At 58.3% G+C, this 19,185-nt stretch carries 25 protein-coding genes; 15 read left to right on the top strand and 10 right to left on the bottom strand.

All coding sequences use genetic code 11. The features are described 5' to 3' along the window. Complete coding sequence (locus RLW41_RS09805) at positions 1-1,008, top strand: IS1595 family transposase (protein ID WP_414464383.1); 1,008 nt, start codon at positions 1-3, stop codon at positions 1,006-1,008. Here the strand turns inward: RLW41_RS09805 and RLW41_RS09800 are convergent. The 10 genes from RLW41_RS09800 to RLW41_RS09755 form a co-directional block, all read right to left on the bottom strand. Next, positions 999-1,244 carry a hypothetical protein gene (locus RLW41_RS09800; protein ID WP_414464382.1) on the bottom strand — a complete coding sequence of 82 codons (246 nt, stop codon included), beginning with the start codon at positions 1,242-1,244 and terminating at the stop codon, positions 999-1,001. The genes RLW41_RS09805 and RLW41_RS09800 overlap by 10 nt on opposite strands. Next, positions 1,241-1,483 carry a hypothetical protein gene (locus tag RLW41_RS09795; protein ID WP_414464381.1) on the bottom strand — a complete coding sequence of 81 codons (243 nt, stop codon included), beginning with the start codon at positions 1,481-1,483 and terminating at the stop codon, positions 1,241-1,243. Before RLW41_RS09795 ends, RLW41_RS09800 begins: the two co-directional genes overlap by 4 nt. Continuing rightward, the gene (locus RLW41_RS09790) at positions 1,483-1,767 is read right to left on the bottom strand and encodes a hypothetical protein (protein ID WP_414464380.1); all 285 of its coding nucleotides are present in this window, start codon (positions 1,765-1,767) and stop codon (positions 1,483-1,485) included. Before RLW41_RS09790 ends, RLW41_RS09795 begins: the two co-directional genes overlap by 1 nt. A 183-nt stretch (positions 1,768-1,950) precedes the next feature. After that, complete coding sequence (locus tag RLW41_RS09785) at positions 1,951-2,202, bottom strand: hypothetical protein (RefSeq protein ID WP_414464379.1); 252 nt, start codon at positions 2,200-2,202, stop codon at positions 1,951-1,953. 43 nt (positions 2,203-2,245) lie between these two features. After that, positions 2,246-2,473, bottom strand: a complete 228-nt coding sequence (locus tag RLW41_RS09780; protein ID WP_414464378.1) for a hypothetical protein — start codon at positions 2,471-2,473, stop codon at positions 2,246-2,248. Positions 2,474-2,481: 8 nt separating this feature from the next. Continuing rightward, positions 2,482-2,718 (bottom strand): hypothetical protein, encoded by a 237-nt coding sequence (locus RLW41_RS09775; protein ID WP_414464377.1) that lies wholly within the window; start codon positions 2,716-2,718, stop codon positions 2,482-2,484. A 304-nt stretch (positions 2,719-3,022) separates the two neighbouring features. Then, positions 3,023-3,400: a hypothetical protein gene (locus RLW41_RS09770; protein WP_414464376.1), complete on the bottom strand. Its 378-nt coding sequence runs from the start codon at positions 3,398-3,400 to the stop codon at positions 3,023-3,025. Positions 3,401-3,462: 62 nt separating this feature from the next. Continuing rightward, positions 3,463-3,846, bottom strand: coding sequence for a hypothetical protein (locus tag RLW41_RS09765; protein WP_414464375.1), 384 nt, complete (start codon positions 3,844-3,846; stop codon positions 3,463-3,465). A gap of 38 nt (positions 3,847-3,884) precedes the next feature. Then, positions 3,885-4,094: a hypothetical protein gene (locus RLW41_RS09760; RefSeq protein WP_414464374.1), complete on the bottom strand. Its 210-nt coding sequence runs from the start codon at positions 4,092-4,094 to the stop codon at positions 3,885-3,887. A 41-nt stretch (positions 4,095-4,135) separates the two neighbouring features. Then, the gene (locus RLW41_RS09755; protein ID WP_414464373.1) at positions 4,136-4,648 is read right to left on the bottom strand and encodes an endonuclease VII domain-containing protein; all 513 of its coding nucleotides are present in this window, start codon (positions 4,646-4,648) and stop codon (positions 4,136-4,138) included. Between the two features lie 1,288 nt (positions 4,649-5,936). Here RLW41_RS09755 and RLW41_RS09750 point away from each other — a divergent pair. The 14 genes from RLW41_RS09750 to RLW41_RS09685 all read left to right on the top strand — a co-directional run bounded on the left by RLW41_RS09750 (position 5,937) and on the right by RLW41_RS09685 (position 19,183). Beyond that, a complete protein-coding gene (locus tag RLW41_RS09750; protein WP_414464372.1) occupies positions 5,937-6,458 on the top strand; it encodes a hypothetical protein in 522 nt (173 codons plus the stop codon). A 682-nt stretch (positions 6,459-7,140) separates the two neighbouring features. Beyond that, a complete protein-coding gene (locus tag RLW41_RS09745) occupies positions 7,141-7,767 on the top strand; it encodes a GcrA family cell cycle regulator (protein ID WP_414464371.1) in 627 nt (208 codons plus the stop codon). 350 nt (positions 7,768-8,117) lie between these two features. Further along, positions 8,118-8,939: a hypothetical protein gene (locus tag RLW41_RS09740; protein ID WP_414464370.1), complete on the top strand. Its 822-nt coding sequence runs from the start codon at positions 8,118-8,120 to the stop codon at positions 8,937-8,939. Beyond that, positions 8,936-9,067: a hypothetical protein gene (locus tag RLW41_RS09735; protein WP_414464369.1), complete on the top strand. Its 132-nt coding sequence runs from the start codon at positions 8,936-8,938 to the stop codon at positions 9,065-9,067. Before RLW41_RS09740 ends, RLW41_RS09735 begins: the two co-directional genes overlap by 4 nt. Further along, the gene (locus RLW41_RS09730) at positions 9,064-10,566 is read left to right on the top strand and encodes a hypothetical protein (RefSeq protein WP_414464368.1); all 1,503 of its coding nucleotides are present in this window, start codon (positions 9,064-9,066) and stop codon (positions 10,564-10,566) included. Before RLW41_RS09735 ends, RLW41_RS09730 begins: the two co-directional genes overlap by 4 nt. Before the next feature lie 41 nt (positions 10,567-10,607). Continuing rightward, a complete protein-coding gene (locus tag RLW41_RS09725; protein WP_414464367.1) occupies positions 10,608-10,871 on the top strand; it encodes a hypothetical protein in 264 nt (87 codons plus the stop codon). Further along, positions 10,872-12,536 (top strand): portal protein, encoded by a 1,665-nt coding sequence (locus tag RLW41_RS09720; protein WP_414464366.1) that lies wholly within the window; start codon positions 10,872-10,874, stop codon positions 12,534-12,536. It begins immediately after the preceding gene. Then, the gene (locus RLW41_RS09715) at positions 12,526-12,819 is read left to right on the top strand and encodes a hypothetical protein (protein ID WP_414464365.1); all 294 of its coding nucleotides are present in this window, start codon (positions 12,526-12,528) and stop codon (positions 12,817-12,819) included. Before RLW41_RS09720 ends, RLW41_RS09715 begins: the two co-directional genes overlap by 11 nt. After that, a complete protein-coding gene (locus RLW41_RS09710; RefSeq protein ID WP_414464364.1) occupies positions 12,819-13,730 on the top strand; it encodes a hypothetical protein in 912 nt (303 codons plus the stop codon). The genes RLW41_RS09715 and RLW41_RS09710 overlap by 1 nt, the downstream gene beginning before the upstream one ends. Before the next feature lie 37 nt (positions 13,731-13,767). Then, positions 13,768-14,154 (top strand): hypothetical protein, encoded by a 387-nt coding sequence (locus RLW41_RS09705; protein WP_414464363.1) that lies wholly within the window; start codon positions 13,768-13,770, stop codon positions 14,152-14,154. Positions 14,155-14,343: 189 nt separating this feature from the next. Then, positions 14,344-15,234 carry a phage capsid protein gene (locus tag RLW41_RS09700; protein WP_414464362.1) on the top strand — a complete coding sequence of 297 codons (891 nt, stop codon included), beginning with the start codon at positions 14,344-14,346 and terminating at the stop codon, positions 15,232-15,234. 82 nt (positions 15,235-15,316) lie between these two features. Further along, positions 15,317-15,802: a hypothetical protein gene (locus RLW41_RS09695; RefSeq protein ID WP_414464361.1), complete on the top strand. Its 486-nt coding sequence runs from the start codon at positions 15,317-15,319 to the stop codon at positions 15,800-15,802. Positions 15,803-15,851: 49 nt separating this feature from the next. Then, positions 15,852-16,427: a hypothetical protein gene (locus RLW41_RS09690; protein ID WP_414464360.1), complete on the top strand. Its 576-nt coding sequence runs from the start codon at positions 15,852-15,854 to the stop codon at positions 16,425-16,427. 2 nt (positions 16,428-16,429) lie between these two features. After that, entirely contained in the window at positions 16,430-19,183 is a 2,754-nt protein-coding gene (locus RLW41_RS09685) for a hypothetical protein (protein WP_414464359.1), read from the top strand. The last annotated feature ends 2 nt before the right edge of the window (positions 19,184-19,185 follow it).

Genomic DNA, 19,185 nt, shown 5'->3' with positions numbered 1-19,185 from the left:
GTGGTTCGCGATCTTCCTTTCCCGCGATCTCTCCCAGAGTTTCAGCGGCTTTTTCCCGACGACGGAGCTTGCGCCGCCTATCTTGAAAAGATCAGATGGCCGCGCGGCTTCATTTGCCCGAAGTGCGGCGATTCTCAAGAGCCTTACCGGTTCGCCAATCGGCCACACGTCCTTAGGTGCCGCGTCTGCAAAGAGGACACCGCACTGACGGCAGATACCGTCATGGCTAGGACACGCACGCCGCTCTCTACATGGTTCTGGGGCGCTTACCTTATTAGCTCTTTGACGCCCGGCATGTCGGCTGTTCAATTTCAGCGCCAGCTTGGCATTTCGCGCTACGAGACGGCTTTCCAACTCCTTCATAAGCTCCGCGCGGGCATGGTGCGGCCGGAGCGGGATCGCATCGGCAATGTCGGCGACCACGTTGAAATTGATGAGACGTGGGTGGGAGGTAAAACGCGCGGGAAGGGACGCGGCGTCCACAGCCAGACGCTTGTAATTGGTGCGGTCGAAGTTCGGCATAAGGAGCCCAAAGAAGGCGGCAAAGCCAAGGTCCGTAGGGGCGGCCGATACGCGGGCAGACTTCGCTTGGAAGTTGTTCCCTCCCGCACGGCGGAGGTTCTGTGCGGTTTTATCGAAAGCGCCGTTGTGCCTGGGACTTTCGTTGTTACGGACGACTGGGGAGCATACGGCAAGCTGGCCAGCAGCTTCGACCATCTGCCGGTTGTCGAGGGCGGAGACCCCCAAGTCGCGGAAGATTATTTGCCGATCATCCACCTTGTTTTCTCCAATCTTAAGGCTTGGCTCACTGGCGTCCACCACGGGGTCAGACCGCAGCACCTACAGGCGTACCTTAACGAGTTCACGTTCCGCTTTAACCGACGTTTCTACCCGTTCAATTCGTTCCGTTCGTTGCTCGGTATCGGAGGAGCAGTCGATGCTCCGACTTATGATCAACTCTATTCTGGCGAATGGGAGCATCCCACTATATCTAGTCGTCATGGGTAGGAACCGGATAAGCATGCTGCTTTCTTCTCGGGCCACGGCGTCACCTTATCCGGATCGACGTCTAGCCATTTCGTTTCGCCGCCCGGCCGGTGCTTACCGACTTGGCACCATCCACCATGCGGATAGCTTGCCCCGTGCGCAAACGAGACGCCGACACGCGTAGCGCATGCTTCACAGCACCACGCAAAATATAGCATGCCGAGGCGCTTGCATTCATGCCCGTGGTCGTAGCTCATGCCAAGCCTTTCTGCTCGGCGAGCCAATCGGGCACCATGAGCTGAATTTCTTCCCCAACTTTCCCGGTGCCGCCGACGCGCGAGCACGCCGATTTTGGCAGCCAAATGGTTGCGAGGTTGCGTCCTACGACGCCCCACGCTTTGGCCGTCTCGGCGCACAGCGTTAGCTCGTATTCCTGCCCGGCTTCGTCCGACGTGCTGTCATAGAAATCTGTGTAGTTCGAAAAAAAGCCCGCCATCAAACCCTCCACTCGCAATATAGCCCCTTGAACCATGCGAGAGCTTTTGCGCGCTCGTCGCCAAGTTCTTCGGTGACGTACTCGCCTTCGCCTTTCGGGCCGGGCATGTACTTTTTTGCGCTGTAGTCGCCCGTGGATTTCGAGAACGAAACGACGTAATAGCCGCCGTCCGGCCAATCGAGTATCCAATATGCGCCGAGGTTTGTTTCCTCGTGCGGGGCTTGCAATCGCGAGCCCGGCTGCGCGAGCACTTCGCTCAACTTTTTCTTGGGCGCGCTGTTCATTCGTCGCCCTCGCTGATTTCCTTCGTAGTGACGACGAGCCAACCCATAATCCCGCACGGAATGCCGAGGATCACGAGCACGTCGATCGCGCCACTGTTCAAAAACGCCTGCATAGTTTCGCCCTCTCCAACTCTGCACATATCTGCCCCCGCGGCTGATCGCAGGGGCAGAAAAGCGCAGAGTTTAGAATGCGAAGTCCGGGAAAAACTTCAGGCATTCCTGCACCTCACCGATGGGCACAAATTCGGTGCGGGCCTCGCGCCCTGTAAGCTTGGCGACCATCTTTCGAGCGGCGTTGAAATCGTCGATAGCGTCGTCAATCAAACGGCATTGCTCCGGCGTCGCGTAGTAGCGCGCGAGCCGCAAGCCGATAATGGATTGCGCTAGGTTGTCGCCTAGCGCAATCAGGTCTGCGTTGTCCTTAAAAACGTGCATCGTGGTAGCTCCGTTTGCGTCATTCCTGGCGGTGGTGCGCCGGTTATTCGATGTAGTCCCAAATGTGCGCTGCTACTTCGCTTTCGAACCGTTCGTGCTCATTGTCCGAAAGTGCAATACGGGGCGCTTGCGCGTTATCGCGATCTTTAAACAGCCACGCGTCTGTGACGTTGAGTTCGAAATCGGACCATGAGAAGTGCCGTATTTCAAAATCAACCTCGGCAATGGCGCCGTTGTCGAGAGTGAAGCGCCGGTTTCGTGTGACAGGCATGGCAGCCCTCAGATTAAAGGCGTTGCGTCTCGCCGACGCGGCTGCTGAATGGCAACGATGATCTTGCGATGCTCGTTAATTTCGCGCATCAGCTCTGCGACTTTCTTCTCTGCGGCCTCGCGCTGCGGCGACAAAATGCGCCCGTTGCCGGCGATTTCCGCCTGCTTAGAAATGCGCGTGTAGAGCGAGCGAATGTGCGCCTGCTCGGCGGTTATTTGCTCGTTAATCTGGAAACGTATTCCCATTGTGGTAGCTCCGTTTGGTTAGCCGGTGGTGCGGCTAGTTGCTTTAGCGGCAACTGCATTGGCCCCCGGCTGATCGAGGGCCAACACGGCTAACGCTACGCGGCTTTGGCTTCACAAGCTTGATACCCGCGGTATCTGACGTCGCTCTGTTCCGCGACGGCAGCGATTGACCATCCACGGCTGAGACGAACCGCGTAGCAGCACGGCGCTTTTAACTTCCGTGTTATCGAGACGGTTTTCGAACGGCCGTCGGGCAGTGTCACTTGGTAGGCGTATTGGCGTTTCATGTCTGGGCCATTCCTGCTTATGAATGGAGGATCGCGCGGCAGAGCGCGCTAGCCTCGTCACGGTCGATTGCGGTCTTTATTGCTTCGATCCATTCCGCGGCTTGCGGGCCGACAAGCTGCCGCCCTTGGCTGCCGTTGTTTTTGCGCTTGTGGCAAACGACAAGGTTGCCGCTGCGAAGCTCGCAAGCTTGGTAGTGCTGATTTTCGAAAATGACTTGGAGGGCCGGCTTTGCGGCTTTTCGGGCAGCGACGAATGCCGCGGCCTGATGCGCGTCATAGCGCGCGATAGCCTCGCCAGTGGCAAGGTCGAAAACTTCGTGCTTTCCGGTGTTGCGGGTGTTGGCATAGTGGCGGTGGCCGTATCCAACGGCGGCCAAGCTTTGCTCAATGTTCATGGTGGTAGCTCCTGTTTGGTTTTCACGGCGGTGGCGCGCCGTTGTGTATTGACCATTCCTGCTTAGCAAAATACGGCGCCGACTAGGCGCCCGATCCGCTTGCGGCTGCTCGCTGTTACGCTATCGGGCATATGCAGGGAGACGTTCGTAAAGTCGCCGTCTGCATGGTGCCTGCCGCCTAACCAAGTAAACCAGCGCGCGGAACCTACGTCGCTGTCCGACGGCTCGATTACTTCGGTGTCGCCGCGCAAGCTCTGCTCAACGAAGTGCACAGCGTCGCGGAGGGAACAACCCTCGGCGACAAAGCCGGAGCCCTCTACGTCGCCGATTTCGGCGCTTTCATCCGTTATGCGTTCAAAAGTGACGTTGAATTTTGGCACGGTGGTAGCTCCTGTTTGGTTTTCACGGCGGTGGCGCGCCGTTGTGCTGCGAAGGCTGCACACCATTGAGCCCGCTCGGGGAAGCGGGCTCAACAGAGTGAAGCCTAAGCGGCTAGGACTTCCCCGCGGATAGCGTCGCGGGCTCGCATGCAATTTTCGTAGTTGTCGCCGTCTTCAATGACCGATGCGGCCGGCCAAGGTGCGAAGACGCGGGTTTTGCGCGACACCCAACGCGCCCAAGCATCATAGGCGCCGGACTTCTTATAGTTGGCGGGCTTGCGCATCACGCCGCACATAAATTCGTAAATGGTCATTGTGGTAGCTCCTAAGTTAAATGCCCGGTGGCGCGGGCGGGTTAATGCGTAAGTAGGTAGTTCAATGCAGACAATATTCGGCTCGGGTCATCCCCGAACATGCCGAGACCCGTGTTGCAGTGGTAGCAAATCAGGCCCCGCACTACGCCGGTTCCGTGCTCGTGGTCGACGACGAGGCTGCGCTTTTCAGGCTTTCGGCCGCAAATTGCACAACACCCGTTTTGACGCTTATGCAAAGCCTCGTATTCAGGCTTGTAAACCGCGACACGCGAGTTGCCGCGACCGTGAGTGTGAACCAGAACTTTAGCCGCCTTGCCGCGCAAAAGGCCCGCGAGCATTTCAGCTTCTAATTCTTTGCCCGCAACGCGCTTGACCGGCTTGGCCGGTAGAGCCTTGCGCTTTGCGGACATCCACTCACGTTTCCGTTTGCGGGTGTCGGCAGCGTGTTCCTCGGGCGTGCGCAAATCGACTTTCCGGCTCGTAAATCGCTCGCCGCGTTTTTCTGCGGCGCGCTTCGCCCTAGTCCATTCGCGTTTTTTAGCCTTCCGGTCCATGTATGCCGAACTTCCGCTTTGTCGGATGTCCAACAAATCTCATAGTATGGACGTGACGTCAACACTTTTTATTTCAGGCTCGGAAAATCCATTTCGGCGCCGACGAAATATGCCCCGGCCCCGAGCCTATCCATGTCGACATCTAGCCTGCGCCGCGCCCGCTCTTTATCCGCGCAATTTCCAACCTTAAACGCCCGACGTGCAACGACGGTTAGCTGGCCGTCAGCGCCCAAGCGCTCGACCAACAGCCATTTAAATTCTGTATTTTCCATTGTGGTAGCTCCATTTAAATGCCCCGTGGCGTGGGCATTTAAACATCATAACCGAAATGTGTTGACAGATTATCAACGCGCAGTTAGGGCGCGCAACTAGCTCAAGTGGTAGTCGGAGCAAGTACCATGCCTAATATTATATATAGCAATAAGGTGCCGTCGCGCGGCGCTTCGCTGCGCTCCGCTTTGCGCGCCCCACTCGCTTACGCTCGGGGCAAGCGTCACTCATTGCTTTTTCCAACGAACTTTTAAAGGCTATTTCAGGCCATGACTGATGAACCTAAAAAGCCTCGGTATGCTCGAAGCAGGATGAAGCCGAATAGCCGTCGGAGCTTAGCGGCTTTGCGGACTTTGGAGCTTGAGATAACGCGCGCCGCGCGCCGGGCTGCCGTTGAGGGAAAGAAAAAAGCCATAGAGGCTAAGCGCCAAGCCGCTAAAGAGCGAAAAGGCGTTGCGGCTTTGCGGCGTAAGAATAGATTTATCGAGGCGCGGCGCGCGGCCGTCGATGCTTCCCCGACAGAAGAAATAAAACAGGCCAAATGGCGCCGATTTAAAAAAGCACGAGACTTTTATCGAGAGCGGCTAGCGTCGGGCCTGCCGCAGCCAATTTGGGGCTCGCATAAGGCGGCGCGCCAGCATAACGAGGCGTTGTATGAAAGCGACGGTTGGCGCAAGCGCATGGAAATAATAATCGTGCGATGCGCGGCAGGAGACAGCTTTGATAGCGCGGCGCGCAGGCCCGACGTCGCGTGCCACCCGCTAACCGCAGGGAAATGGTTTCACAAGCGACCAAAATTCAGCGCACTGCTCGCCTGCGCGCATCCGTATGAGCACGAGTTGCCCACGGAAAAGAAACAGCGGCCAAAGCGTGAGTGGCGCAAGCCCGAGCACACAACGAAAAAAGCCCGAGCAGCAGCACGTGGGCGCAAGCTGCATTTCAAGAGTGAAGCCCAAGCGAAAAAAGACCGTGCACGAGATAGACGCGACAAGCTCGCATTGATACGGGACGCTACAGCATGAGCGATATCGACGATTTGCTAGCCCTGCCATCGGATGGTCACACCGCTGATATGCTTGCGCTGCCCGAGCCGCCAACGGAAGCCGAGCAAATCGAGCGTATAAAGCGCCACGTGTGCGATATGCTGAATGATGGCCTGTTGACGCCTACCGAGATAAATAAGTCTCTGAAAATAACCAAGAAACGCTTGGATCAATTAGCGGCAGATGATGCTAAATTCAAGGATGAATTGACACGGGCGCGCGAAAATAACAACGCTATGCTCGAAGACTTGCTGTTAAATGTGCACAATGAGCATCTTAACCCCGCAATGGCAAAAGTCCGAAGCGAAAATATCAAGTGGGTTCTAGGTGTTAGGGATCGCAGCCGGTATGGCACAAAGATTGATGTGACCGACACGAACAGCGGCCAGCTTGTGGACGTGTTGCGCATGGCAATCGCCCGTATTCCTAGGTCTGATACGGCCAATGAGCGACCAATCGAATTGATTGAAGCGCAAGCCATTGAGCATAAAGAATAATCCGCATCACAATTTATAATTACTAATTAGAAAGCAGCGCGCTTCTGCACGCCCAGGCCATTCCTGGCGGAATTATTCTAGTTTCATCCACAACACGCCGTTTTGCCCGTGAGGCGGGGGCGGGGGCGAATGCGGCCGCGCGTCTTTTGCGCATGATGGCGGACAAAAATTTTTAGAATTTTCTATATAGACGATTATTTTTCGTGATTTGAGGGCCGAGTTCCTTGCCGAAGTAAAACGCCGCAACACCCCAACACCGCAAAGCTTTAATACCGGCAACCCAATGGCGACACGCCGAAAAGCGTATTAGCCGGCGCGCCTCTTATCCGCCCCGCCTATTCGCCCTCCGATATTTATTTCGCAGCACCTATTGACGGCCGAACCGACATGCTGTTAGGGCGCAAAAAGTAGCCGAGGCCGACCCTGCCGTCCCCGCGGTTACCCTCAAAGGTGACGTTCCCCTCTCCCCCGAAGCCGCTGCGGTTAGCCCCCGCAGCGGCTAAAGGTGTTGACGCGTCGTCCACATTCGGCTATAGCGTGGATTATCGAGGCCGAAGCCCCGCAAGCCGGATAGCCCCACCGCCCTCGTAAATCACCGAGCAGATGCAGAGCGAACACCTTTCGGGATGGTCCACCACCCTAACCGGAAGCCGCACACAAATTCGAGCCCGGAGCTACCACCATGTGGAACGAACAAACCGTTGAGGCACTAAAAACCAAATGGGGCGACGATAGCCTTTCGGCTGAAGCCATTGCCGCCCAACTGTCGACGATCGCAGAGCGCCCCGTGACTAAAAATATGGTCATCGGCAAAGCTAGGCGATTGAAGTTGCGGCCGAGGGCGCGGGGTATCCCGCACCTTTACGGTCGCTTGTCCGACGAGGACAGGCGCGCACGCCAGGCGCGTGGAATGGAAGCCTTTAAGCGCAAGCGGCATGCGGTGAGAAACCCGCATTATGCTTTCGGCAAAGGCCATGAAAACTACACGCCTGTCGACCCAACTCCGGAAGTGTATGACCCCCAAGACGTAGTGAGGGTGTCGTTTATCGACCGTGAGGACGGGCAGTGCGCTTGGCCAATTGGCGATCCTAGGTCGCCAGGGTTTGGCTGTTGTGGCGACGTGACTGTGCCGGGGGAAACGTACTGCCCTCGTCACAAGGGGCGGGCTTTCGAGCCCCGGAGCGATCGGCCCCGCCGCATCACGTATGAGCGCATGCTGTTCGATCGGCATATCACCGCAAGCAAGTCGGCTGATGAAACGCAGCCCGACTTGGTGCAGGTATTGTGCGACGAGGCGGTGCCGGCGTGAACCGCAACACCGTCCTTAGGGCGGTTGGCTACGGTCTAGGCGGGGTTTTTGCTTGCGCCTCGATCGTAGCCAATGCGCGTTATTCATCGGGGCAAGGCGCCGAGCTGATAGACCGCGCGCTTTACGTCGTGTCTTCGGTAGGGAGCGACGGTCTCAAGATCGTTCTTCCGCTGTTCGGCGTTATGCTGTGGCGGAACAACAAGGGCCTCGCAAGCGGGGCGTTTATCTTTTGGCTTTGCTGCGCGTTCTGGTCGGGCTTTTCGGCTTTGGGGTGGGCGTCTACCTCAACCGGCGTTGTCGTAAGCGAGAAGGACAACGCGCAGGCGCTTTATGACCGCGCCGTCAAGCGCGTGAGCGATGCCGAGGCCGCGGTTAAGCGTGTCGGAGCGCACCGACCTTTAGACGTGGTTGTTGAGCTGATGAATGCCGCGCAAGGCGCTGTGCCTGCCGTGCGTTGGCGGCTCTCTAAAGAATGCACCGACGTTACGACCGATGCATCGCGCGAGGCGTGCGCAGAATATCAGGCGTTGAAGATTGAGGAAGCGACGGCGCGCGAGGGCGAGCGCTTGACGTCGGAGCTGCGTGACGCTCGGGCACGGCTTGATGAAACCGCAATGCCCGTCGGCTCCGCGGACCCACAGGCTGAAACGCTTCAAAAGGTTTTAGGTTTTATCGGCATTGATGTGACGCGTAAGACGGCGCGCACCCTGCTCAATGTCGGAGTGGTGCTGCTGATCGACGTGGCGGCGTCGACCATGTTTACGCTGACGTTTGTGGCCACGGGTGGCAGCGACGACGGCGCGAAGGGTGGCGCGACGAGGCGTGGCGGCGAAAAATCCTTGCGTGACGAGGAATTAACGCCGGATAATTCCACATCACAAAAAATAACTGTCACCCGTCAGCGCATACCCCGAGCCGGCGAGGCGGTGGGGGTTGTGTCGCTTTGGGCTGCCGCGCGGCTTTCTGCTGTGCCGGGCGCATCGGTGACGTGTGGCGATACCTTTAAAGATTTCGAGGCGTGGGCCGAAGCGAATGGGCAGCCGCGCATTGACCCGGTGAAATTCGGAGTAGCCGCCGCGGCTATCGTAAGCGGGCTCGGCGGTGAGAAAGTCAAACGTCGCGACGCTCGATACTTCGACGGGATCGCGATTATTGAGGGAACGGTTCAATGAGACTGCCGCTCAAAGGTGAAACGCTGCGCGCTTGGAAGCGCAGAAACGAGCCCGACCTGACCATGCTCGGCTTCGTGCTGCTGTGGGTCGCGCTGGCGATCTACATTTGCGTCGAGGTGTCGAGGTGACGCCGGCACAGTTTGACAAAGAGCTAGCCGAGCACATCGGCTCATTCTACGCGGACCCCTACGGCTTCGTCATGTTCGCGTTTCCGTGGGGCGAAGCGGGCGGGCCTTTGGCCGACAAGACCGGCCCCGACAAGTGGCAGAAAGATTTGCTGCTCGAATTGGGCGAGCACATCAAAGCGAACATGCTTCGCCGCGATTGCAAGCTCGATTTGGAAGCGTGGCAGAACGCCGTCGCTTCTGGCCACGGCGTCGGCAAGTCTACACTGGTCGGATGGCTGATTATTTTTCTGATGGCAACGCGCATTGATTGCCGCGGCGTCGTCACAGCCAACACAGAAAACCAGCTCGAAACGAAGACATGGCCGGAGCTTGCGAAGTGGCACGGCATGTTCATTGCGCGCCACTGGTTTAAGTGGACGTCGACGCAGTACTATTATGCGCTGTACCCCGAAGAAAAGCGAAAGAACTATTGCATCAACGCTATCGCGTGGAGCGAAGAACGCACCGAGGGCTTTGCCGGTTTGCACAACGAGCACTCGGCAATTCTGTTTATCTTCGACGAAGCGTCCGCCATCCCCGCGAAGTTGTGGGAAGTCGCCGAGGGCGGCATGACCGACGGCGAGTGCTTCTGGTTTGCGTTCGGCAACCCGACCCGTAAAGATGGTCGTTTTTTCGATTGCTTCGGAAAGTTCCGCAAGTTCTGGAAAACGCGACACGTCGACAGCCGCGAAGTCAAGATCACAAACAAGATACGCATTGCGCGCCTTATCGAGCAGTACGGCGAGGACAGCGACCAAGTGCGCGTCCGTGTCAAAGGGCAATTTCCGCGCGGCGGCTCCAACGGCTACATCCCGATAGAGTATGTGCAGGACGCGCAGCAGCGCACGCTGCCGACCGAGAACCACGCCGGGCTTATCATGGCCTGTGACGTCGCCCGCTTCGGCGACGACGCATCTGTTATTCGGTTCCGGCAGGGTTGGGACGCCCGCAGCATTCCGCCGTTGAAATTCTACGGGCTCGACACGCAGCAATTCGCTGCAAAAATTGCTCAGGCGCAAGACGAATACGACCCCGACGTTACCGTGGTCGAAGGTTCGGGCGTCGGCGGTGGGGTCTGCGACGCGCTCAAAACAATGGGGCGCCGCGTCGTCGAAGTGAACCCCGGCACATCGGCGACGAACCGCACCGACTACTACAATATCCGCGCCGAAATGCACGGCGAGTGCCGAGAGTGGTTGCGAAAGGGTGGCTGCATCGACGCAAGCGAAGCGCTCGAAAGCGATCTCACAAACCCGACGTTTCGCTACAACGACAAAAATCAGCTTATCATCGAAAGCAAAAAGGACATGAAAGACCGGGGGCTGCCGTCTCCCGATGACGGCGACGCGTTGTGCCTTACGTTCACCGTCAAAGCACCTAAGCGAATGTCGCGCGTCGCGCGTTTGCGCAACAGCCAACGAAAATTACCGAAGGGGGTAGACTACGATATTTTCGAGTGATAGGGCGCAAAAATCATAAATTCGGAAGGACAGGCCACCACATGTCTTTTCTTGCGCCACGGCAGCCAAAAACCGTTACGCAGCCCGTGACGGCTGCGGCAGCCCCGGCAGCGGCCCCCGCAGCACAGATACCCGTTGCGCCATCATACAACAGCCCCGAGGGCGAGGCGAGCGTCGCCGAGACGCGAAGGCGCATCAACAAAACGCAGGGCGGCCGAGCGCTCACCCTGCTTACTGGCATCAACACTCGCGACAGCTTTTCAACCGGCAGCGCGCAATTGCTCGGCCAAACCTCGGCGGCTTAAATGTCAGATTATAACGATGGCGCATTTGATATTCGCCGTTTTGAAATGGCGAAGACGGCGCGAGCGCCCTACGAGGCGCGATGGCAAGAGATTGCAGAGCGCATTTTCCCTAGGCAATCCAATACTTTTTTTGGGAACACGCTCGGCGCAAACGGCGGCAATCGCAACCGTAAAATGGTCGACGTGACCGGCGCTAAGGCGATCGAAAAATTTGTCGCCATTTGCGAAAGTATTTCTACGCCGCGCATGCAGCGGTGGCACCGGCTGAAAGCCACGAACCGCGACGTGCAGAAAGATCGCAGCGCGCGGCTGTGGTTTGACGAAGCCACGGAGGTTTTGTTTCAGAAGCGGTATGATAACTATTCAGGTTTCACCGACGCGCAGTACCAAAGCAACGCATCCGTAGGCGCCTTTGGCACCGGGTATAAATTCGTCGAGCCATCGCGCGAAAAGCACCGTAAGGGCTTGCGCTATCGCTGCGTTCCGCTCGGGCAGGGGTATATCGCGCTCAACTACCACGGCAGGCCCGATACGTTCTTTTGGCCGCGCGAGTTGAATGCGCGCCAGTTTCAGCAGCAGTTTAACAAAGATAGCGATTTCACGCCGCAAGCTATCATCAACGAGCTGACGAAAGTAGGCGGCCCCGACGAGAACAAGACATTCACGATCGTGCACGTCGTTAGCCCGCGATCCGATTTCAATCCGGACCGTATCGACATGAAAGGGATGGAGTGGCGCGGGCGATATATCTTTCATCAGACGAAAGAAATAATCCGAGAGGAAGGCTTTCATACATGGCCGTTTCCGATCGGACGCTATTTCTCGGCGCCCGGCGAGCTTTACAGCCGCGGACCCGGCGATATGGCGCTCGGCTCCATCAAGCTGCTCAACGAAGAAAAGTACACCACCGTCAAGGCCGGGCAGCGCGCGGTCGACCCCATTTACATTGCGCACGATGACGGTGTTGCTGACGCGTTCAACGCGACGCCGGGGTTCGTAAATCCGGGCGGCGTTACGTCGGATGGAAAGCCACTTATTCAGGCTTTGCAGACGGGGCGCTATGACGTCGCTAAAGACATGATGGAAATGGAGCAAAAGAACATTGAGGATATTTTCCTTAACACCTTGTTCCAAATCCTCGTAGATAACCCCGAAATGACGGCCGAGCAGTTTATCGGCCTGATGCAAGAGAAGGGGCAACTGCTCGCGCCCGTTGCCGGCCGCATGTTCGATTACGACCTCGGGCCAATGATCGACCGCGAGTTAGATTGCTTAGGGCAACAAGGCTTGTTGCCCCCTATGCCCGGCATCCTGAAAGAAGCTCAGGGCGAGTATTCTATCGCGTATGACAGCCCGCTATCGCGGCTGCAAAAGGCCGAAGAAACATCGGGCTTTATGCGCGTGACGTCGTGGGCGCTCAACATCGCCGCGCAGACCAAAGACCCGAGCAAGCTAGACCGCTTCAACTTCGACGCCGCCATACCGGAAATCGCCGACCAGCAGGCGGTGCCGGAGCGGTGGATTAGAAGCGACGAAGAACTTGCCGACCTACGACAGCAGCAGCAGGACGCGAACGACACGCAAACCGCGATCCAAGCCGCGCCGGCCGCAGCTCAAGTGGTCAAAGCTGTGACTGCGGCACAAGGCGGCGCCCGTGGAGCTTGACGAAGGCGAGAACCCGCGCGACGCGGCGACTAAGCAATTTTTGCAGCAGCGCCGCGTCGCCTACGCACGGTTGTTCGGCATGGGCGAGCCGACCGACAAAGATATCGAAGTTGTCATGGATGACTTGGCTAAATTCTGCCGGGCATTCGAAACGACGTTCCACGCGGACCCGCGTATGCATGCTGTGCTTGAGGGCCGCCGCGAGGTGTTTTTGCGCATCTTAGAGCACAGCATGATCCCATTCGAAGAATTGTTTAACCGCTACCACAGGCGAGGCCGATAATGCTTTACGGAAATGAAAGATGGTTTGTCCGCTATTTTGAGGGCGAGGGCGGCGCGGGGGGCGCAGGCAGTGCGGGTGGCAGCGCCGAAGCCCTTGGCGGCGCGGGCGGCGCTGGCGGTAATGATACGCCCCCGCCGTTCTTCGAAACATTCACAGACCCCGCTGTAAAAGAGCTGATGAAGGCGAAGAACTACGCCGACGTCAACGCTCTCGGTATGGCGTACCACAACCTTAACAAGTTGCAGAATGGCGCTCGCGACGTCATCGGGTTGCCGAAAGACGCGAACGACGCCGAGGGGTGGAATAAAGTGCATATGGCGCTCGGCCGCCCGGAGAAATCCGACGAGTACACGTTCAAGTTCGGCGAGAACGCGGAAATTCACCCGAAGATGGAGGCTTTTGCAAAAGAACTTTTCTTTGGTGTTGGCGCGTCCCCCGCTGCTGCGCAAGCCGGCGTTGAGAAGTGGCAAGCGCTCGTCGGCGAAATCGCGCAAGAGCAGCAAGACGCAGCTAAGGCCGAGAACGACGCGGCTGTCGAAGCGCTCAAAACGAAATGGGGCTCCGGTTGGGAACAGAACATTGCGTCGGGCCAAGCTGCCGTCAAGGCAATGGGCATCGAAGACGCAACGCTGCAAGCGCTCGATAAGTCTGTCGGCATGGCGGCGGTGCTCCAACTGTTCGCGACGATCGGCAAAAAGTTAGGCGTTGAGACGCCGACGATCGACGCGCCGGGCGCAGCAGGCGGCAGCCTCGCGTCGATGACGAAAGAGCAAGCCGGCGCGGAAATCCAAAAGCTGTCTAACGACAAGAGTTTCCAAGACAGCATGCTCGATATGCGCAACCCGGAGCGAGCGGCGAACGTGCAGAAGTGGACGAAATTGCACGAAATCGCGTACCCGCCTCGCAAGTAAACACGCGTAGAAACCAGCATAAATAAAGGATTTTCGAATGACACCCGACGAGAACGGCGGAAACATCGACGACATGCTTTCGAACGACCCGGCAGCGCCGACGCCGGATGAAGTGAACGCGGAGGCCGGCACAAAGCCGACGTTACCTCCGGAAGCTCTGCCGCCCGCGCAGCAAGACCCGAAAGCGAAACCAAAGGCCCCGCTCGCGAGCATCGGCCGCATCGTGCATTTCTACAGCGACACGACTGTAGATGGTCACAAAGGCCCGTTTGCTGCGATCGTTACCGGCGTCGACGATACCGACAACGGGCTTATCTCGATCAAGGTTTTCGCAAAGCGCAACTCGTTTGACCAAGAGCGCGTGGCGCCCAATATCGGCAACGAAAATCAGTCGCGTTATTGGGAATTTCCGCCGCGCGTGTAATTTATTTTCTGCAAAGGTTTGCAGAGTTCCGCAAATCTTTGCAGACTTTTCTCACATTCGGTTTGCATCAGTGTTCCGCGTAGTCCGAACACCTCGCGCATAGCGAGCCGGTACAAACTGAGGGCTAGGCGACAAGCCTAAATACCCCTCCGACCGAAGCGACCACCACCGTTTCAACAGGGGGCCTCAATGGCTGATACTCTCGCAACCTATCAAGTTCCCGAGCACCACGTTAAGTCGTTCACGTCCAACGTGCTGCTCGCCGTGCAGCGTAAAGGCGGCGTGTTCCGCCCGTATGCGACGCAAGGTTCTTACGTCGGTGAAGACGCGCAGGCTGTCGACTTCGTTGGCCCGGCCGAGTTCAACGAGCGAACCGTGCGCCTTGCGGACACGCAGCTTTCAGAGTTCGAGCACAAACAGCGTTGGATCGCGCCGAAAGACTACGATTTCGCAACGATGGTCGATCGTCTCGACCGGCTGCGCATGCTTTACGATCCTATGTCGCCCTACGTCGAAAGTGCTCGCATGGGCGCCGCCCGCAAAGAGGACGACGCATTTATTGCGGCGTTCTTCGCGAACGCCCGCACGGGTAAGCTCGGTGCTACGAGCACGCCGTACCGCACGGCTAATACCGTCGCCGTTGGCTCTACGGGCCTCTCGGTCGCGAAGCTCCGCGCTATGCGCAAGATGATGAAACAGGCCAACATCGACCTTAAGGCCGAACAGCCGTACATCGCTTGCTCCGCGCAGCAGATCGACGATTTGCTAGGCGAAACGCAGGTTACGAACAGCGACTACGCGGCGATCAAAGCCCTAGTTGACGGCGAAGTCACGCGCTTTATGGGCTTTGAGTTCGTGCAGAATGAAGCGCTTTTATCGTCTGGCGTGTCTCCCGCCGCGACGATGAAGTGCCCGGTTTGGGTGAAGTCCGGCATGCATTGGGGCGACTGGCAATCGCTGGTTACGACCATCAGCCCTCGGCCGGATAAGAACAACCTGCCGCAGCTCCACATGAGCATGACATTCGGCGTCACGCGCATCGACGAAAGCAAAGTCTTCGAAATCGACTGCCTGTACTAACGGGCCACGCGTTGGCGCGCGGCGCGTAATAGCGCCCCGCACCTCCCCGCATTTCGACGAAACTCAACAAGGATTTTCTAACATGGCTGTTACAAACCAGCTTTCGACGCAAAAGGCGAACGCCGCTGCGTCTCCGAAAGTCATGAACCCCGCGGGCGATGAAGGCGGGAAGCTCCGCATTGCTCGTTTCAACTTCGTGCAGGCCGGCGCGGGCGACGCTACGTCGACCGTCGATCTGGTCGACTTGCCCCGCGGGCGCGTTAACATCGTCACGGCGTTGAGCAAGGTTGCGTGGTCTGCGTTCGGTTCCGCGCGAACGCTCGATATCGGTCTTCGTGCCTATACGAAAATCGACAACAGCGTGAACGCCGAAGCCCCGGCCGAGCTTGACGACGATATCGACGTTTCGAGCGCGGGCACTGCCGCCCCCGGCTCCGATCTGTCATCGAAGGACAAAATCCGCACGGTGACGTCGCAGCAGGGCGTGACGGTGTTTGCGTCTGTCGCGGGCGGCACGATCCCCGACGGCGCAACACTCGACGGATATATCGTCTACACGACCGACTAAGTAGCCGGCGAGCGACGAGCAGCCCGAAGCGAGAAGCGGAGCCCCCGAAATGGCATCGACAGAAACCCGAGAAAGCATTTGCAACATGGCTATGTTGATGCTCGGGGGCTCTTTTGTTTCGTCTCTCGCTGCGCCGAGCACGCCTCTACAGCGGCAGCTCGCGCTTGTTTATAACGCGACGCTGAAAGCCGAGCTACGAAAGCACCGGTGGGTGTTCGCAAAGGGCTGGCGGCAGCTATCGCAAGACCCGACTTGGAGCGGCACCGAGCCCCGCGCGTGCCGGTACGCGATACCGCCCGCCGTCGAGCGCACGATACTGCCCAAAGGCCGGGATTGGACGATAGAAGGCAACCATATCTATACCGACGAAGACGCCGCGCTGCTTACGGTCCAGTGCATAAGCAGCGACGTTCCAATCGCGAATTTCGACGCGCTTTTCGTGCCCGTGCTAGCCGCCGCCATCGCCCTAAAGATGGTCGAAGCTGTGACACAGTCCAACACGAAAAAAGCTGACGTCGGACAGATGTATAAAGACGCCATCGCCGAGGCTCGAAAGGCCAACGCCTTTGAAGCCGGTTCCGACGAAGTGCCCGCGGGTTCGTGGGCCGAACAGCTCGGGGGCTAGCCGTGGCGAAAGTTTCCCCCATCCAAAGCGTCTTTTCGGCCGGTGAGTGGTCGCAGCTTATGGCGGGCCGGGTCGATAATGACCATTACGGCGCGTCCGTTCGATCCGCGTTCAACTGCGCTCCGATCGCGCAGGGTCCGATTATGCGGCGCTCAGGCACCAAATATATTGCGCCTGTTCGTGACCATACGAAGAAATCCCGGCTTATACCGTTTGAAAATAGCGTCGACGACGCGTTCATGCTCGGATTTTCCGACGGAAAAATGCGCGTTCTCGACGAGACGGGCGCCGTTCTGCGCGCGTCGGTCGCTGTCACAGCCGTTTCATTTTCGGGCGCCGCAGTTGTTACGGCGCCGGGGCACGGCGCATCCGTTGGCGACTATGTGTTCTGCTCGGGCTTCGCTGCGACGTCCGCGTTAAATGGCGCCTTCGCCAAAGTCACGGGCATTGCAGGAGATAACCTGACGCTTGAAGCGATAGCCGGAGTAACGGGCGCCCCCACGCTCACCGGCAACGAAAGGGTCGCGCGTGTTTACGAGATCGACGCGCCATACAGCGACGTGGCCTTGCAGACCTTGCGCACGGTGCAGAGCGCCGACGTGCTTTTTACTTTCCAGGGTTCCGTGTCTATGCGGGCGCTAGCCCGGTATGGCGCGCTCGACTGGCGGTCGGCTGCGTTGGAGCTTCGCGACGGGCCGTATATGTCCCCGAACAACACGGGCACGCGCCTAACACCGAGCGCAACGGGCGACGCGATACCCGACACAGTTTCAGCGGGCAACGTGACGTCATCGGGCGACGATGGAACCAACCTAGACGAGTACGCTTTTGGCATCGACGCATCGACATTTTGGGACAACGGCACCGCGCAAACGGGGTGGGTGGCGTACCAATTCCCGACGGCTAAAATAATCACGGGGTACACGCTCTATCTTGCCAAAGCGCAACCGTCATCGACTATCGGGTATAAGGATTATGCCCCGCTGACGTGGACGTTCGAAGGGTGGGACGGGTCCGCGTGGGTCGTCCTCGATCGGCAAGCGGATTATATCCTCTACGATGGCGGGCGGTCGCAGTTTTTCCAAATCGACAACGACACCGCATACATAAAATACCGTATCAACGTCGAAATGGTCGCCCTCGCCGGCACAAACGGCGTGCGCCTCGCGCGTATCGCTATGGCTGAAAAAGTCGGCAACGCCCCGAGCGTCACGTTTACTGCATCTAGCACTGTCGGCATAAACCGCGATCAAGGTTTCTTGTCTACGGACGTCGGCCGCGTGCTCCGCTTCAAAGGCGTTGACGGGCCGTGGCGGTGGTATCGCATCGTCGAGCGCACATCTTCCACGGTCATAAAGTGCCAAGCGCAGAGCGACCCGCTTTACAATAAGCAAGGCAGTACGGAGTGGCGCCTCGGTCTTTGGTCCGACACGACGGGCTACCCGACGTGCGGGCATTTCTTCGGCGACCGGCTGTGGATGGGCGGGTCGTTCGGGGCGCCCGATACGCTTGTCGGAACTAAAGTCGGCGGATACTCGCCCGCATTCTTGGAGCTGTCGCCGAGCGATCCCGACGGCGTGGTCAATCCGGACAACAGCATCGTTGCCGTTCTTACCGCCCGAAAGGTGGGGGCTATTCGATGGATAACTTCCGATGATCGCGGGCTGTTGGTCGGAACACTCAACGGCAACTGGACCCTGCGCGCGGCGGATCAAAACAGCCCTATGAGCGCGACCAATGTGGAAGCTCGGCCGACGTCCGCGCGGGGCTCGCAAGACGTCGAGGCGGTGAGCATCGACGAGCAAGTGCTTTACGTGCAGCGCGGCGGCCGAGCGGTACGCGAACTTGCGTATAGCGCCGACGTCGACGGGTACAAAGCGCCGTCCATGTCGCTCTACTCGTCGCATATCGGCACGTCCCCGCTCATGCGGCTAGCGTTCGCTAGTGAGCCCCACAGTATTTTGTGGTGCCAGAAAGAAGACGGAACCTACGCGGGGTTCACATATAATCGCGAGGAAGGCGTTTTAGGCTGGCACCGGCACGGGCTCGGCGGCGACAGCGTGGTCGTCGAGGACGTGGCAGTTTTGCCGTCGATAGACGGCGTTACGGACGCTACTTGGTTCATAGTCAAGCGCACGATAAACGGCGAAACGCGCCGATATTACGAAGTGTTGCAGCCCTTCTACGATTTTGGCGACACATTCGAAGACGACGCCTTTTATTTTGATTGCGGGCAAGCATACGAGGGGGCGCCCGTCGATACGGTGTCGGGCGCGTGGCACCTTGAAGGGCAGCAAGTCGGCGTTCTCGCGGACGGATCGCCTGTCGCTCCCGTGACCATAGAAAACGGCTCATTCTCTATTCAGTTTCCCGCCAAGCGCATCGTTTTTGGTCTGATGTATGACGCGCTAATCGAAACTGTCCGACCTAACTCCGGCGCCGCCGACGGAACAGCGCAGGGAAAAACGAAGCGCGCGAACAACGTCACTGTGCGGCTTTGGGAAACGGGCGGCGGCCAGTACGGACGCGCGAACCCGAACATAGATGGCGGCATGGAATGGGTGGATTTTGTCTTTGCATCGCCAGACGACGTAACCGACGAGCGCGTGCCACCGTTCACAGGCGACTACGGCCCCTTCGAATGGCCTCTCGGCTACGACAGCGACGGTACTTTTTTCTTTCGTCAGCCCGGAAGTATCGGGCTCCCGTTCAACGTGGTCGCGATCATGCCGCAGCTCGTAACGCAGGATAGATAGAT

This window comes from Hyphomicrobium sp. DY-1 (genome assembly GCF_047497105.1).
Taxonomy (GTDB): Bacteria; Pseudomonadota; Alphaproteobacteria; order Rhizobiales; family Hyphomicrobiaceae; genus Hyphomicrobium_B.
The sequence above is the reverse complement of the archived record's forward strand: the minus strand, read 5'-3'. Positions and strand labels throughout refer to the sequence as shown.